This is a genomic window from Pseudomonas sp. SK3(2021) (genome assembly GCF_016772375.1).
Taxonomy (GTDB): domain Bacteria; phylum Pseudomonadota; class Gammaproteobacteria; order Pseudomonadales; family Pseudomonadaceae; genus Aquipseudomonas; species Aquipseudomonas chlororaphis_I.
In genome coordinates this window covers 1,879,471-1,894,421 of record NZ_CP061943.1, presented here as the reverse complement: position 1 = coordinate 1,894,421, position 14,951 = coordinate 1,879,471, and the positions used below count along the sequence as shown (strand labels likewise).

At 64.3% G+C, this 14,951-nt stretch carries 13 protein-coding genes and 1 pseudogene; 10 read left to right on the top strand and 4 right to left on the bottom strand.

Translation table 11 applies throughout. The annotated features are described in order from the left end of the window. Positions 1-317: 317 nt before the first annotated feature. The 3 genes from IF690_RS08585 to IF690_RS08575 are packed head-to-tail and all read left to right on the top strand — an operon-like array spanning position 318 to position 5,222. Positions 318-1,676, top strand: a complete 1,359-nt coding sequence (locus IF690_RS08585) for a TolC family outer membrane protein (protein WP_202699751.1) — start codon at positions 318-320, stop codon at positions 1,674-1,676. Positions 1,677-1,696: 20 nt separating this feature from the next. Next, complete coding sequence (locus IF690_RS08580; RefSeq protein ID WP_202699750.1) at positions 1,697-3,856, top strand: type I secretion system permease/ATPase; 2,160 nt, start codon at positions 1,697-1,699, stop codon at positions 3,854-3,856. 10 nt (positions 3,857-3,866) lie between these two features. Beyond that, a complete protein-coding gene (locus IF690_RS08575) occupies positions 3,867-5,222 on the top strand; it encodes an HlyD family type I secretion periplasmic adaptor subunit (protein WP_202699749.1) in 1,356 nt (451 codons plus the stop codon). A gap of 108 nt (positions 5,223-5,330) precedes the next feature. Here the strand turns inward: IF690_RS08575 and IF690_RS08570 are convergent, their stop codons facing one another. Continuing rightward, positions 5,331-5,948 (bottom strand): tRNA-uridine aminocarboxypropyltransferase, encoded by a 618-nt coding sequence (locus tag IF690_RS08570; RefSeq protein WP_202699748.1) that lies wholly within the window; start codon positions 5,946-5,948, stop codon positions 5,331-5,333. Between the two features lie 10 nt (positions 5,949-5,958). Next, positions 5,959-6,852, bottom strand: a complete 894-nt coding sequence (locus tag IF690_RS08565) for a LysR family transcriptional regulator (RefSeq protein WP_009047635.1) — start codon at positions 6,850-6,852, stop codon at positions 5,959-5,961. Between the two features lie 393 nt (positions 6,853-7,245). On the opposite strand from IF690_RS08565, the gene speB reads away from it, so the two are divergent. The 6 genes from speB (at position 7,246) to IF690_RS08535 (ending at position 13,040) form a co-directional block, all read left to right on the top strand. Beyond that, the gene (gene speB / locus IF690_RS08560; protein ID WP_202699747.1) at positions 7,246-8,196 is read left to right on the top strand and encodes an agmatinase; all 951 of its coding nucleotides are present in this window, start codon (positions 7,246-7,248) and stop codon (positions 8,194-8,196) included. 9 nt (positions 8,197-8,205) lie between these two features. Continuing rightward, positions 8,206-8,628 carry a YybH family protein gene (locus IF690_RS08555; RefSeq protein ID WP_202699746.1) on the top strand — a complete coding sequence of 141 codons (423 nt, stop codon included), beginning with the start codon at positions 8,206-8,208 and terminating at the stop codon, positions 8,626-8,628. 249 nt (positions 8,629-8,877) lie between these two features. Continuing rightward, positions 8,878-10,386 (top strand): purine-cytosine permease family protein, encoded by a 1,509-nt coding sequence (locus IF690_RS08550; protein WP_502710167.1) that lies wholly within the window; start codon positions 8,878-8,880, stop codon positions 10,384-10,386. Between the two features lie 140 nt (positions 10,387-10,526). Then, on the top strand, positions 10,527-11,906 hold the full coding sequence (locus IF690_RS08545; RefSeq protein WP_202699745.1) for a sodium:solute symporter family protein: 1,380 nt from the start codon (positions 10,527-10,529) through the stop codon (positions 11,904-11,906). A gap of 84 nt (positions 11,907-11,990) precedes the next feature. Beyond that, positions 11,991-12,716 carry an MBL fold metallo-hydrolase gene (locus IF690_RS08540; RefSeq protein ID WP_202699744.1) on the top strand — a complete coding sequence of 242 codons (726 nt, stop codon included), beginning with the start codon at positions 11,991-11,993 and terminating at the stop codon, positions 12,714-12,716. A 72-nt stretch (positions 12,717-12,788) separates the two neighbouring features. After that, a complete protein-coding gene (locus IF690_RS08535) occupies positions 12,789-13,040 on the top strand; it encodes an acyl carrier protein (protein WP_202699743.1) in 252 nt (83 codons plus the stop codon). A gap of 148 nt (positions 13,041-13,188) precedes the next feature. Here the strand turns inward: IF690_RS08535 and IF690_RS29120 are convergent, their stop codons facing one another. After that, entirely contained in the window at positions 13,189-13,317 is a 129-nt protein-coding gene (locus IF690_RS29120) for a PA1414 family protein (protein ID WP_009042667.1), read from the bottom strand. A 227-nt stretch (positions 13,318-13,544) separates the two neighbouring features. On the opposite strand from IF690_RS29120, the pseudogene IF690_RS08530 reads away from it, so the two are divergent. Beyond that, positions 13,545-13,919, top strand: a pseudogene (locus tag IF690_RS08530) (YbfB/YjiJ family MFS transporter); the annotation flags it as partial. An 8-nt stretch (positions 13,920-13,927) separates the two neighbouring features. Here IF690_RS08530 and IF690_RS08525 read toward each other — a convergent pair. Continuing rightward, positions 13,928-14,851 (bottom strand): DMT family transporter, encoded by a 924-nt coding sequence (locus tag IF690_RS08525; protein WP_202699742.1) that lies wholly within the window; start codon positions 14,849-14,851, stop codon positions 13,928-13,930. Positions 14,852-14,951: the final 100 nt, after the last annotated feature.

Here is a 14,951-nt window from a genome sequence, read left to right as displayed (position 1 = left end):
AAATGTCGCCTGAAAACTCGTATCGCACCCTTCCACCGCTCCTCTTCCGCCCTCTGTCGAAAATTTTATTGAACCTTTTCAAGTCCAGAAAAAGCCCCATAAAGCCTATAAATACGGGGCTTGCGAACTGAACAATGTGCTGGTTTTCACAGAGTGCATAAGTTTTTTTCGGCATAAGCCTTATGAGAAATTCTTCTTAGCTTCTGCTCAGGATGTTCTTAGCTCTGTTGTTACAAGCCTGAAACGGTTTGACCTCTAAATTTCGTCATTTTTTTGGCGATCGCAAGCACCATACATGGATCAGGGAGATGTACCTCATGCGCGTTTTTACCCCCCTCAGTAGCGCGATTTTATTAGCCATGGCCTGTATTCATCAGGCCCAAGCCATGTCTCTGACGGAGGCGATTCAAAGCACGCTGGACAACCACCCGGAACTGCGCGCGAGCCAGAACAACCGTCTGTCGGCTGATGAGGACATCAAGGTCGCCAAAGGGGGCTTCTATCCATCCGTGGACCTGAATGCAGCCTATGGCCGTGGCTACAGCGACAACACCACCACGCGCGCGTTGGGCAACCATCACACCGAGACGCTGACCTATACCCAATCGGAATTGCGCCTGCGGCAAATGCTCTTCGACGGCTTCAATACCGCCAACGAAGTCGGGCGCACCCAGTCGGTCTCCAACTCGCGGGCCTACTACACCCGCGGCACCGCCGAGAGCCTGGCCCTGCGCACCATCGAGGTGTACCTGGAAGTGCTCAAGCGCCGCGAACTGGTGACCCTGGCCAAGAACAACCTGCAGGCGCACCTGCGGGTCAACGACCAGATCAGCCTGCGTAGCGAACGCGGCGTCGGCAGCACCGCCGACCTCGACCAGTCCAAGGCCCGTCGCGCCCTGGCGGAAAACAACTACGACACCGCGCAGGTCGACCTGGCCGACGCCGAGGCCAACTTCTTCAGCGCCGTGGGCCGCATGCCCGACGAACTGGAAAGCCTGCCTTCGGTGCGCGGCGAGATGCCCGCCAGCCTGCCGGATGCCCGGCAGAGCATGCTGGAGAACAACCCCTACCTGAAATCGGCCCAGGCCGACGTGCAAGCGGCCGAGAGCCAGTACGAAGTCGCCAAGTCGCCGTTCTACCCACGCTTCGATGCCGAGGCCGCGGTGGGCGCCAACGACAACGTGCAGGGCGACAAGGGCCACGACAATGAATGGCGGGTGGGCGTGGTGATGAACTACAACCTGTTCCGCGGCGGCAGCGACAAGGCCCGCCTGCAATCGGACGCGCACAAGATCAACCAGGCCATGGACATCCGCAACAACGCGCTGCGCATGCTCAACGAGAACATCACCCTGGCCTGGAACGCCATGCTCAACGCCAAGAAGCAGACCCCCACCGCTCGCGAGTACGCCGAAACCACCACCCGCGTACGGGCCGCCTACCAGGACCAGTTCGGTCTCGGCCAGCGCACCCTGCTCGACCTGCTGGACAGCGAAAACGAGCTGTACAACGCCAACCGCCGCTACACCGAAGTGCGCTACACCGAGGAATTCTCGATGTATCGCGTGCTGGCGAACATGGGCGAGCTGCTGAACAAGGAAAAAGTCGTGGTGCCAGCCGAAGCGATCGCCCAGACCGAAGTGAAGAGCGACGCCCGTCTGCCGGAGATACGTTAAGTCCTCGGGAGGACTTCAATGTGACCAGCATGGAACCCGGGAGCTCAGGCGTCGATCCGCGCCTGAGCTTTGATGACCCGTTGTTGGACGGATTGCTGATCCTCTGCAAACTGCACGACTGTACCGTCAGCCGTGCCAGCCTCAGCGCGGGGCTGCCCCTGGCCCAGCAACGCCTGAGCCTGGACCTGCTGCCCCGCGCCGCGGCCCGCGCCAGCTTGCAGGCTCGCCTGCTGCGCCGCGAGCTGTCGGCGATCTCCAGGCTCAACCTGCCGGTGCTGCTGATCCTCAAGCATGGCCGCTGCGCGGTCCTGCGCCGCTGGGGCGATGACGGCCAGGCGCTGATCCTGCCCAGCGAAGCCGAGGGCGGCGAGCAGTGGGTCAGCCAGGCGGAGCTGAACGACGACTACAGTGGCCAGGCGCTGTTCGCCCGGCCACGCCACGAACTGGAGGAGCTGCGCAATTCCCTGGTGCCGCGGGTCGAAGCCTGGTTCCGCGACACCCTGAAACTCTCGCGCTGGCTGTACAGCGACGCGATCCTCGCCAGCCTGCTGATCAACCTGCTGGGGCTGATGGTGCCGCTGTTCGTCATGCAGACCTACGACCGCGTGGTGCCCAACCAGGCCACCTCGACCCTCTGGGTGCTGGCCATCGGCCTGTTGATCGGCACCGGCTTCGAGCTGGTGCTGCGGGTGGTGCGCGCCCATCTGCTGGACAGCGCCGGCAAGCGCACCGACGTGATCCTCTCCGCCACCCTGTTCGAACGCATCACCGGCATGGCGATGAAAGCCAAGCCGGCGACCATCGGCGGCTTCGCCCAGAGCATCCATGACTTCCAGGGCCTGCGCGAGTTTCTCACCGCCGTGACCCTGACCAGCCTGATCGACCTGCCCTTCGCCGTGCTGATGCTGCTGGTGATCGGCCTGCTCGGCGGCTGGCTGGTGGTGATCCCGCTGCTGGCGTTTCCCCTGACCATCGTCTTCGCCATGCTGATCCAGGCCCGCCTGCGCGACACCGTGCAAAAGAGCCTGAGCCTGGGCGCCGAACGCCAGGCGCTGCTGATCGAGACCCTCGGCGGCCTGGAAACCCTCAAGGCCTGCAACGCCGAAAGCGAACGCCAGCACCGCTGGGAAAGCACCCACGGCGCCCTCACCCGCCTCGACAGCCATGCGCGCAACCTCTCGGCCCTGGCCACCAACGGCACCCTGTTCATCCAGCAGTTCTGCGGCATGGCGACCATAGTCGCCGGGGTCTACGGCATCATCGCCGGCAACCTCAGCGTCGGCGCGCTGGTGGCCACCTACATGCTCGGCAGCCGGGTCCTGGCGCCGCTGGGACAGATCGCCGGGCTGATCACCCGCTACCAGCAGGCGCAACTGACCATGCGCAGCACCGACGCCCTGATGGCCCTGCCCCAGGAACGCGATGCCCGCCAGCGCCCGCTGGAACGCAGGCAACTGCAAGGCGCGCTGGCGCTCAATCAGGTGACCTTCCGTTATCAGGGGCAGAATGCCGCGGCCCTGAGCAACATCAGCTTCAGCATGCAGCCCGGCGAGCGCATCGGCATCATCGGCCGCAGCGGCTCCGGCAAGAGCACCCTGGGGCGCCTGGTCATGGGCTTCTATGCCCCCGAGGAAGGCCAGTTGCTGCTGGATGGCCTCGACCTGCGCCAGCTCGACATAGCCGACCTGCGCCAGCAGATCGGCTATGTCGCCCATGACCTGCCGCTGCTGGCCGGCAGCCTGCGCGACAACCTGACCCTCGGCGCTCGCTACATCAGCGATGCGCGCATGCTCGAGGTCGCCGAGTTGACCGGGGTCACCGAACTGGCCCGCCAGCATCCCCAGGGCTTCGACCGGCCGGTGGGCGAGCGTGGCCAACTGCTGTCCGGCGGCCAGCGCCAGGCAGTGCTGCTGGCCCGGGCGCTGCTGCTGGACCCGCCGATCATGCTGCTGGACGAACCCACCAGCGCCATGGACAACAGCAGCGAAGACGCCCTGCGCCAGCGCCTGCACGCCTGGGTACAAGGCAAGACCCTGCTGCTGGTGACCCACCGCACCTCGATGCTCAGCCTGGTGGACCGGCTGGTGGTCCTGGACAACGGGCGGATCGTCGCCGACGGGCCGAAAGAAACGGTCATCGATGCACTGCGCAAGGGCCGTGTCGGCTCTGCGGCGGTCTAGGAGTCGCCCCATGCCGGCCTCATCGCAATCACGCGGCTACTTCGCCAGCCTGCGCAAAAGCGCGGAAAGCGAGTTCATGCCCGAAACCGCCGGCGCCTCGCTGCAGGATTCGCCCCGCGGCTCACGCATTGTCGTCTGGCTGACCGCCGGGTTGCTCGTCAGCGCCCTGCTCTGGGCCAAGTTCGCGGTGCTGCAGGAGGTGACCACCGGCGAAGGCAAGGCCATCCCGTCGAGCAAGGTGCAGGTGGTGCAGAACCTGGAGGGCGGCATCGTCACCGAGATCTTCGTGCGCGAAGGGCAGATGGTGAACAAGGGCGACACCCTGCTGCGCCTGGACGACACACGCTTTTTGTCGAACAAGGGCGAAAGCGAGGCTGACCGCTATGCCTTGATGGCCCAGGTCGAACGCCTGTCCGCCGAAGCCGAGGGCCGGCCGTTCAAGCCGTCCGACGAGGTGGTGGCCAAGGCGCCCCAGGTGGCGGAGGACGAACGCTCGCTGTACGAACAGCGCCAGCGGCGCCTGGCCAGCGAACAGCGGACCCTGAGCGAACAGCTGCGGCAAAAGACCCAGGAACTGGCGGAGTTCCGCTCGAAACAGGGGCAATTCAGTTCCAGCCTGGCCCTGCTCAACCAGGAGATGAACATGTCGGCGCCGCTGGTGAGTACCGGCGCGGTGTCACCGGTGGAGATCCTCCGTCTCAAGCGCAGCGCCGTGGAAATCCGCGGCTCGCTGAATGCCACGACCCTGGCCATTCCCCGGGCGGAATCGGCGATCAACGAGATCAGGAGCAAGATCGACGAATCCGAACAGGGCTTCCGCTCCGATGCGGCCAAGGAACTCAACGAGAAACGCACCGAGCTGTCGAAGATCACCGCCTCGAGCATCGCCATCGACGACCGGGTGACCCGCACTACCGTGACCTCACCGGTGCACGGGGTAATCAAGCAGCTCAAGGTCAACACCATCGGCGGCGTGGTCCAGCCGGGCAGCGACATGCTGGAAATCGTGCCGCTGGAGGACAACCTGCTGATCGAGGCCAAGGTGCGGCCGCAGGACGTGGCCTTCCTCCATCCCGGGCAGAAAGCCATGGTCAAGTTCAGCGCCTACGACTACACCATCTACGGCGGCCTGAGCGCCAAGCTGGAACTGATCGGCGCCGACACCATCACCGACGACAAGGGCAACAGCTTCTACCTGATCCAGGTGCGGACCGACAAGAACCACCTGGGCGGCGACCTCAAGCCGCTGCTGATCATCCCCGGCATGGTCGCCACGGTGGACATCATCACCGGCGAGAAAAGCGTGCTCGACTACCTGCTCAAGCCGGTGCTCAAGGCACGGACCGAGGCGATGCGCGAGCGCTAACCTGTAGCCGCTGCCGCAGGCTGCGACCGACCGCGAAGCGGGCGTCAATCAGGCGCCTCGGTCTTTCAGGGAGTACGTGGCGCGGCCCATCGCAGCCTGCGGCAGCGGCTACAGGGAGTCGTCAGGCGCCCGCAGGTGGTTGCGTTGATAGGTCTCCTCCCCCATCGCCGCGATCTGCCCGTCGATCAAGGCTTCGAAAGGTTTCAGCAAGGCCTCGAACGAGGTCGGCGCCTCCAGGGTCTGCAGGGCCTGGACGATGGCCTCGATGGTCGACAAGGCCCCAGGTCCCGGCGCCTTGCGCAGCCGGTAACGGGACACCGCGCCCTCGGCCAGGGTCACCCTGGGCAACGCCGCCAGCAGCGGATTGAGGTGCAGCAACTTGCGCGCCTTGCGCCAGGTGCCGTCGGGCACCACCAGCAGCAAGGGCTGCTCGTCCGGCGTGCAGGAATAGGCCTGCAATGGCTGTGCGTCTTGCGCCGGGAACAGCAGGCGCGCCTGATACCCGGGGCAGTTCAACCGCTTCGGCAGATCGTCAAACACCTCACCGACGATCAATTCGGCGTTGTTCAGCCCCAGCGCCGCCAGCCGCGCGGTATTCAGCGCGTGGTTCACTTCACTGGGATGCTGCAACAGCAGCACCCGGGTGCGGCTGTCCAGCCGTGGAATCAGCGGGCACAGGCAATGGGTTTTCGGGCGCAGGCAACGCGGGCACTGGACTCTCGACATAGTGGCCTCCTCAGACCTGGTTGAGCTGCGCCTTGAGCAGGTCGCGGAACGTCTGGATCAGCGGCTCCCGGCTACGCCCGCGACGGACGATCATCGAAAACGGCGCCTGATAACCGAAGGTGGCCGGCAGCAGCACGCGCAAGTCGCCCTTGTCGGCCCAGGCCTGGGCGTAATGCTCCGGCAGGTAGCCGATGTAGGCGCCGGACAGTACCAGGATCAGCTGCGCCTCCATGCTCTCCACCGTCGCCGCGCTGTGCTTGAAGCCATGGCGCGCCAGTTCGGCCTGGCTCCAGTAGCCACGGCCGACCATGCGCTGCTGGGTGATCACCTGCTCGGGGATGCGCCGCTCGTTGAACAGCGGGTGCCGGCTGCTGCAATACAGCCAGTGCTGCTCGCGGTACAGCGGCATGTACACCAGCCCGCTCATGCGCGTGGAGAACGCGCCGATGGCCAGGTCCAGGCGGTTGTCCTGCACGCCGAGCTGCAATTCGTAGGGGCTGAGCACCGACAGATGCAAATGCACCGCCGGGTGTTCCTGGCTGTAGGCGCCGATGGCTTCGGCGAACGGTAGGGCCTTGTCGCTCACCGTCGAGTCGATCACCCCCAGGTTGAGGGTGCCGCGCAGTTCGCCCTTGAGCGCCGCGGCGTACTGCTCGAAGCCTTCCAGTTCACCCAGCAGGCGCAGGGTCTCCTGGTGGAACAGCTCGCCCTTGCTGGTCAGGCTGAAACCGCCGCGGCCACGGTGGCACAGGACCAGCCCCAGGGCCGACTCGAGCTGGCTCATGTAGGTGCTGATGGCCGATGTGGAGAGGTTCAGTTCGTGCTGGGCATTGGCGAACCCCTGATGCCGCACCACGCTGACGAAGATGCGCAATAGTTTCAGATCAGGTAAAGCGTTGGCCATGGCGAACTCCAGAGTAACCAGGGTGAAAGACAAAGGCTTCGGGCGGGCGTAGCCCTGGATGGAGCCGCGCGATGTGTCGACATGAAAGGTTCCATAGCCAGGAGTTCCGGCTGCCGGGCAGCCTTTCGCGAGCAAGCTCGCTCCTACAGGGACGGTGCGCAACCTGTAGGAGCGAGCTTGCTCGCGATAGCATCAGCCCTGACGCCCCCACCCTCGACGGCGGGAAGTCTATCCTCTAGCGCCGCCATTAGTTTAGAAAAATCTGAACTAAGTATTTGCCCGTAGCGATTCTTCCCGCCCACTACATTTCGCAGAATCGGCCCCACTCGGTTTCGCCGGCAGGCATTGCCGCGCTGCAAACCCCATAAATAAAACAACGATGAGGCCAATCCCGTGGACAAGATTCTCCACCAACCACTGGGCGGCAACGAAATGCCGCGCTTCGGCGGCATCGCCACCATGATGCGTCTTCCCCACGTGCCGACCCCGGCCGGCCTGGATGCCGCCTTTGTCGGCGTACCGCTGGACATCGGCACCTCGCTGCGCGCCGGCACCCGCTTCGGGCCCCGTGAGATCCGCGCCGAATCGGTGATGATCCGTCCGTACAACATGGCCACCGGCGCCGCGCCCTTCGACTCGCTGAACGTGGCCGACATCGGCGACGTGGCCATCAACACCTTCAACCTGCTGGATGCCGTGCGCATCATCGAAGAAGCCTACGACGGCATCCTCGAGCACAACGTGATCCCGCTGACCCTGGGCGGCGACCACACCATCACCCTGCCGATCCTGCGCGCCATCCACAAGAAACACGGCAAGGTCGGCCTGGTGCACATCGACGCCCACGCCGATGTCAACGATCACATGTTCGGCGAGAAGATCGCCCACGGCACCACCTTCCGCCGCGCCGTCGAAGAAGGCCTGCTGGACTGCGACCGCGTGGTGCAGATCGGCCTGCGCGCCCAGGGCTACACCGCCGAAGACTTCAACTGGAGCCGCAAGCAGGGTTTCCGCGTGGTGCAGGCCGAAGAGTGCTGGCACAAGTCGCTGCAACCGCTGATGGCCGAAGTACGGGCCAAGGTCGGTGACGGCCCCGTGTACCTGAGCTTCGACATCGACGGCATCGACCCGGCCTGGGCGCCTGGCACCGGCACCCCGGAAATCGGCGGCCTGACCACCATCCAGGCGATCGAGATCGTCCGTGGCTGCCAGGGCCTCGACCTGGTCGGTTGCGATCTGGTAGAAGTCTCGCCGCCGTACGACACCACCGGCAACACCTCGCTGCTGGGCGCCAACCTGCTGTATGAAATGCTCTGCGTACTGCCGGGCGTGGCGCATCGCTGAGGCCCGGCCATGAACGAGCGCGAGCAAGTCCTCAAAGCCGCCGCCGAGCTGGTGGCGGCCTTCGCCCGTAACGATCGCGAAGCCTACTTCGCTGCGTTCAGCGTTGACGCCAGCTTCGTCTTCTACACCCTCGCCCAGCCCCTGCTGTCCCGCGACGCCTACCAAGCGCTGTGGGACAACTGGCGCCGCGAGGATGGCTTCGAGGTGCTGTCCTGCACTTCGAGCAACGCCTTTGTCAGCCTGCAGGGGGACACCGCGGTATTCATCCATGACGTCGCCACCGAGCTGCGCATGCAAGGGGAGCAACACTTCAGCCAGGAGCGCGAGACCATTGTTTTTTGCAGACAAGGGTCCGGCACACAACAACAAGGCCTATGGCTGGCCTGCCACGAACATTTGTCCGCAATGCCGGAAGGGCTGCCACCCCCTTAGGTTCTGTACGGAAAGTCGCCGAGCGGCGATCAGGCAAGGCAAAAACAGGCGAGGAACGGTCGGGGTCGCGGGCGACTTTAGGGGCCTACATGAGCATTCCGATCGGACTCGCGCACGAGCCTGTTTCTGCGTAGCGCCTTTGGCGCCCAGCGCGCAGCATGATCGACGCGCAGGCAATTTACGTACAGAAGCTAGCCAGACAGGTGACGCTCACACACGATGAGCGCGCCTTTGTGATCGGAGCAGATCATGAATAACAACAAAGAAAAAAGCCTTAGCCGCATCGAAACAAACGGGGTCGAACAGATTCCCGACCATGAACGCGACGCCCGGCCCAGCGACCTGTTTCGCCTGATCTTCGGCGGCGCCAATACCTTTGCCACCGCCGTGCTCGGCAGTTTCCCGGTGCTGTTCGGCCTGTCCTTCCAGGCGGGTGCCTGGGCAATCGTGCTGGGCGTGATCCTGGGGGCATTGATCCTCGCGCCGATGGGCCTGTTCGGGCCGATCAACGGCACCAACAACGCGGTTTCTTCCGGTGCGCATTTCGGCGTGCACGGGCGGATCGTCGGCTCGTTCCTGTCATTGCTTACCGCCATCGCCTTCTTCTCGCTCTCCGTGTGGAGTTCGGGGGACGCCCTGGTGGGCGGCGCCAAGCGCCTGATCGATCTGCCGGAAACCGACCTGACCCTGGGCCTGGCCTACGGCCTGTTCGCGATCCTGGTACTGACGGTGTGCATCTACGGCTTCCGCTTCATGCTGTGGGTCAACCGCATTGCCGTATGGGCCGCGAGCCTGCTGTTCCTGCTGGGGATCTTCGCCTTCGCGCCGGCCTTCGACAGCCAGTTCGCCGGCAGCGTGGCCCTCGGCCAGGCGGGTTTCTGGGCGGCCTTCATCGGCGCCGCGCTGGTGGCCATGAGCAACCCGATTTCCTTCGGCGCGTTCCTCGGCGACTGGTCGCGCTACATCCCCCGCGAAACGCCGAAAGGGCGGATCATGCTGGCGGTGATCGCCGCGCAGATCGCCACCCTGATTCCCTTCCTGTTCGGCCTGGCCACCGCCACCATCGTGGCGATCAAGGCACCCGACTACATCGCCGCCAACAACTACGTCGGCGGCCTGCTGGCGGTTTCGCCGAGCTGGTTCTTCCTGCCGGTGTGCCTGATCGCGGTGATCGGCGGTATGTCCACCGGCACCACCTCGCTGTATGGCACCGGCCTGGACATGTCCAGCGTGTTCCCGCGGGTGTTGTCGCGGGTCAAGGCGACCCTGCTGATCGGTGTGCTGTCGATCGCCTTCATCTTCATCGGGCGCTTCGCCGCCAACCTGGTGCAGAGCGTGTCGACCTTTGCCGTGCTGATCATCACCTGCACCACCCCGTGGATGGTGATCATGCTGATCGGCCTGCTGGTACGTCGCGGCTTCTACTGCCCGGACGACCTGCAAGTCTTCACCCGTGGCGAGCAGGGTGGCCGCTACTGGTTCCAGCACGGCTGGAACTGGCGTGGCCTGGGGGCCTGGATCCCCAGCGCGCTGGTCGGCCTGTGCTTCGTCAACCTGCCCGGGCAGTTCGTCGGTCCGCTGGGCAACCTGGCCGACGGCATCGATATCAGCCTGCCGGTGACCCTGGGCCTGGCCTCGCTGGTGTACCTGGCCCTGCTCAACCTGTTCCCGGAACCGGCCGCGGTCTATGGCCCCAACGATCCACGCAGCAAGAGCACGGATTCGCTCGGTAAACCGGTCACGCGCCAAACCGCCTGACTCAAGCATGGCCTGTAGCGGCAGGCTCGCCGGCAATCACGCCTCACACGACAGGTCCGCCAGACCGCGTCGCCTTGATTGCGGCAAGCCTCGCTTCTACAGCCAGCCTCTATAAGAAAGACAATCGGAGACACGCCACCATGGCTTTAGATCTATTCGTCGTACTCATCTACGCCGCCGGCATGCTGGTGCTCGGCTATTACGGCATGCGCAAGGCCAAGACCCACGAGGACTACCTGGTAGCCGGCCGCAACCTGGGCCCGAGCCTGTACATGGGCACCATGGCCGCCACCGTGCTGGGCGGTGCCTCCACCGTCGGCACCGTGCGCCTGGGTTATGTCCACGGTATCTCCGGTTTCTGGCTGTGCGCGGCGCTGGGCCTGGGCATCATCGCCCTCAACCTGCTGCTGGCCAAACCCCTGCTCAAACTGCGGATCTTCACCGTTACCCAGGTCCTGGAAAAACGCTACAACCCGATGGCCCGCCAGGCCAGCGCGGTGATCATGCTGGCCTACGCGCTGATGATCGGCGTGACCTCGATCCTCGCCATCGGCACCGTGCTGCAAGTGCTGTTCGGCCTGCCGTTCTGGATCTCGGTGCTGCTGGGCGGCGGCGTGGTGGTGATCTATTCGGCGATCGGCGGCATGTGGTCGCTGACCCTGACCGACATCGTCCAGTTCGTGATCAAGACCGTCGGCCTGATGTTCATCCTGCTGCCGATCTGCCTGTACCGCGTCGGCGGCTGGGATGAGCTGGTGGCCAAGCTGCCGGCGGCCAGCTTCAGCTTCACCACTATCGGCTGGGACACCATCGTCACCTACTTCATGATCTACTTCTTCGGCATCCTGATCGGCCAGGACATCTGGCAACGGGTGTTCACCGCCAAGACCGAAAAAGTCGCGCAGTACGCAGGCACCGTCGCCGGTTTCTACTGCATTCTCTACGGCCTGGCCTGTGCCCTGATCGGCATGGCCGCGCACGTCTTGCTGCCGGACCTGGACAACGTCAACAACGCCTTCGCCGCCATCGTCAAAGCCTCGCTGCCTGACGGCATCCGTGGCCTGGTGATCGCCGCGGCCCTGGCCGCCATGATGTCCACCGCCAGCGCCGGCCTGCTGGCCGCCTCCACCACCCTGACCGAAGACCTGCTGCCCAAGCTGCGTGGCGGCAAGCAGTCGAGCCTGGGGATCAACCGCCTGTTCACCCTGCTGACCGGTATCGTGGTCCTGGGTATCGCCCTGGTGGTCAACGATGTGATCAGCGCCCTGACCCTGGCCTACAACCTGCTGGTGGGCGGCATGCTGATCCCGCTGATCGGCGCCATCTTCTGGAAACGCGCGACCACCGCCGGCGCCATCGCCAGCATGGGCCTGGGCTTCCTCACCGCCCTGGCGTTCATGTTCAAGGATGGCCTGGATGCCAACACCCCGATCTACTACAGCCTGGCTGTCGGCCTGATCAGCTTCGTGGTGGCGAGCCTGCTGTCTCGTCGTCCGGCAACCCTGGCCAACGCGATCTAACCTCAGGTCAGACGCCGTACATTTTTCTTCGGCGGGTGCAGCGTCGGTGGCTGCACCCGTTTTTTTTCGCCTGGAGGAAAGTCGATGAAGCTTGTCAGCCGCGACCGCTGGTTCGAAGTCAGAAGCCTGAGCGACGGGATTCGGCTGATCCACGAGCCTTACATCCGGCCGTTCTATCGCTGCAACCTGTGGCATATCCAGGGCCGCGACAGGGACCTGCTGCTGGACAGCGGCTCCGGCCTGGTCAGCCTGCGCGAGCAGTTGCCCTGGCTCACCGAGCGCCCCTTGCTGGCGGTGGCCAGCCATTGCCATTTCGACCATATCGCCGGGCATCACGAATTCCCCGAACGCCTGGTGCACCCGGCCGAGGCGCAGATCCTCGCCGCGCCCGACGGGGCCAATACCTTGTCTGCCGCCTTCGTTGGCGACGCGATGTTCGAGGCCCACCCGGATTGCCTGTTGTGCTACGCCGAATATCGGGTCAAGGCCGCCCCGGCAACACGCCTGATCGAGGAAGGCGACGTGCTCGACCTGGGCAACCGGAGCCTCCAGGTCCTGCATACGCCCGGTCATTCCCCTGGGGGTATCAGCCTCTGGGAAGCCGCCAGCGGCACCCTGTTCAGCGGCGACATCATCTACGACGGCCCGCTGGTCGAAGACGCCTACCACTCGAACCTGGAGGACTACGCCACCAGCCTGGAACGCCTGTACCAGCTGCCGGTGCGTACGGTGCATGGTGGCCATTTCGGCAGTTTTTCGGGAGCGCAACTGCGCAGGATGATCGAGGATTGGATCCGTCGGCACCCCTGAAGCTGTGCTGTACTGCACACAACCCCGCCCGCTTCGAAGGCCATGCGCAGGCCCCAGGCAAAAATAGCCAAGATGAAAAGAGCCGAAGTCCGACAAGCCGTGCATGACTTCATCAGCCACCTGTTGGATGGCAAAGACGGATTCGCCGACGATGTGAGTCTGCAGGAGCTGGGGTTGGACAAGCAGGATATCGAGGACCTGATCTTCCACCTGGAAGATCAGTTTGAACTGACCGCCTTCACTCACGAAGAAGACCAGATGCTCAAGGCGGCGAACAGCGCCAATGACTTGAGCCGGTTTCTGCTGAACATTTCACGGCGCTGAAGATTTCACCGCGCCGGGCGCCATTGGCGGATTGCGAGTTGACGGGTTTGGATCAGAAGGCGGCAACCGTTCGCGAGTGAACCTGCCCTCGCGCGGCTGAAAAACGACGGGAGCAGGCTGGATGCCTGCTCCACTCCCGAGCCGATGGTTAGCGGCGACGCTGTTGCCGACGCCGTTGTTCGTCGTCTGTGCGGATTGGCACCGGCTGCAATGGCGGCTCGATCAGCCCCAGTGCGACCCCGAGGTCGTGAAGCCAGTTTTGCAGTTTCTCTTTCATAGTGCCCCCCTTAAGGGTCGTGCCCAGCGGCAGGGTTCTGGAGCCGCTTAGCTCTGATAATAGCGCTAAGTTCTGCGCATTGCTCAACCTGGATGGCAATGATCTGTTACCGGATTAATCCGAATCAGCCAGCCCGTTTCAAGCCGCCGTTCGTAGCCTTGGCCGCTGATCCGTCTGGCTCGCCTGTTGCAGCTCGATCCAGGCATTGAGGTTGGCGCCAAGCATGCCCTTGCACCACCCGGCATTGGCTGATGGCAACCTTGTTGCTGCAAGCCGCCGGGGTGTTTGCCTGTCTGTTGGGTAATGGCGCCGGCCTGGCGCTGGGGGTGATTCTCTGCGGCACGCCGTTCCTGGCCTGCCGGCAACGGGTGATGCAGCGCTCGCGGGAACTGGCGCCCCACGCCACCCAGCGCAATGCCGGTTTGCTCACGGCCGGCTTCGCCATAGACCAGTTGAGCGGGCCACGGCTGGCGGTCCTGAGCCGCCATTTCAGCGGTGGCCTGCAACCGGCGCTGATCGTCGCCGACAGCGGCTTGCTGCTAGCGAGTGCCTTGCCGCTGACCCAACAACCGCTTGCCCGGGAGTGCCGCGCCACCGCCTGAGCCTGGGGTTACAGCAGACTGCGGATCCGCCTGCGCAGCCACTGCTCGGCGCTGACGAAGGTGATGCCCAGCAACACCAGCACCGCACCGATGACGAAATTGAGGCTCAGGGGTTCCCCCAGCAACAGGACCCCGAAGGTGACGCCGAACAGCGGCGTCATGAAGGAAAACACCGCCAGGTTGGCGGCCAGGTAACGGCGCAGCAGCCAGAACCAGGTCAGGTAGCTGAAAAAGGACACCACCAGCCCCTGGAACAGCACGCTGGCCACCGCCACCGGGGTCAGGCTGACATGGGTGGCCTGGCCGCTCAGCGCGGCGATCAACAACAGGCCGACAAAACCGACGATCAACTGATAGAACAGGGTCAGGGTCGCCGGCGCCTCGGACAAGCGCGATGCGCGCACCACCACCGTGGTCGCGCCCCAGGCCAGGCCGGCCAGCACGCCCAGGGCGTCGCCAAGCAGCATGCGCGTGTCCAGGTTATCCAGCGAAATACCGCCGGCGAAGGCCACGCCAATGCCAATGAACGCCAGCAGGATCCCCAGCCATTGCAGGGGCCTGAGACGTTCGCTGGGCAGCAGCCAGTTCACCCCCAGCGCGGTGAAGATCGGCGCGGTATAGAGAAACACCGACATGTGCGCCGCGCTGGTGAGCTTGAGCCCTTCGGCGATAAACAGGAACTCCAGGCCGAACAGGCTGCCGGCCAGCAAACCGCCGCGCCAGGTACTGCCGATCTGCGACCAGCCGCCCTGCCAGCACATCAGCAAGGCCACCAGCAGCGCCGAAATGCCTGAACGGGCGGCCGCCTGCATCACCGGCGCGATATCCGCCGCGGCCCACTTGATCATTACTTGCTGCACGCCCCAGATCAGGCACAGCCCCAGCATCACTTGCAGTGCGAAACCATCGGCGCTGCGCCGCTCGATGCTCACCGCGGCCCCTCGGGCAGATTCATAGACATGGCAGTTACTCGACAGAAACGACAAAGCCCCGGAACCGGTCCGGGGCGAAGAATTAATGTGCTGGCGATTA

Excerpts from the sequence above, each read along its gene's own strand:
- IF690_RS08545 (WP_202699745.1), top strand. The coding sequence starts at position 10,527 with ATGGCTTTAGATCTATTCGTCGTACTCATCTACGCCGCCGGCATGCTG.
- IF690_RS08575 (WP_202699749.1), top strand. The coding sequence starts at position 3,867 with ATGCCGGCCTCATCGCAATCACGCGGCTACTTCGCCAGCCTGCGCAAA.
- IF690_RS29120 (WP_009042667.1), bottom strand. The coding sequence starts at position 13,317 with ATGAAAGAGAAACTGCAAAACTGGCTTCACGACCTCGGGGTCGCACTG.
- IF690_RS08570 (WP_202699748.1), bottom strand. The coding sequence starts at position 5,948 with ATGTCGAGAGTCCAGTGCCCGCGTTGCCTGCGCCCGAAAACCCATTGC.
- IF690_RS08535 (WP_202699743.1), top strand. The coding sequence starts at position 12,789 with ATGAAAAGAGCCGAAGTCCGACAAGCCGTGCATGACTTCATCAGCCAC.
- IF690_RS08550 (WP_502710167.1), top strand. The coding sequence starts at position 8,878 with ATGAATAACAACAAAGAAAAAAGCCTTAGCCGCATCGAAACAAACGGG.
- IF690_RS08555 (WP_202699746.1), top strand. The coding sequence starts at position 8,206 with ATGAACGAGCGCGAGCAAGTCCTCAAAGCCGCCGCCGAGCTGGTGGCG.
- IF690_RS08540 (WP_202699744.1), top strand. The coding sequence starts at position 11,991 with ATGAAGCTTGTCAGCCGCGACCGCTGGTTCGAAGTCAGAAGCCTGAGC.
- IF690_RS08585 (WP_202699751.1), top strand. The coding sequence starts at position 318 with ATGCGCGTTTTTACCCCCCTCAGTAGCGCGATTTTATTAGCCATGGCC.
- IF690_RS08565 (WP_009047635.1), bottom strand. The coding sequence starts at position 6,852 with ATGGCCAACGCTTTACCTGATCTGAAACTATTGCGCATCTTCGTCAGC.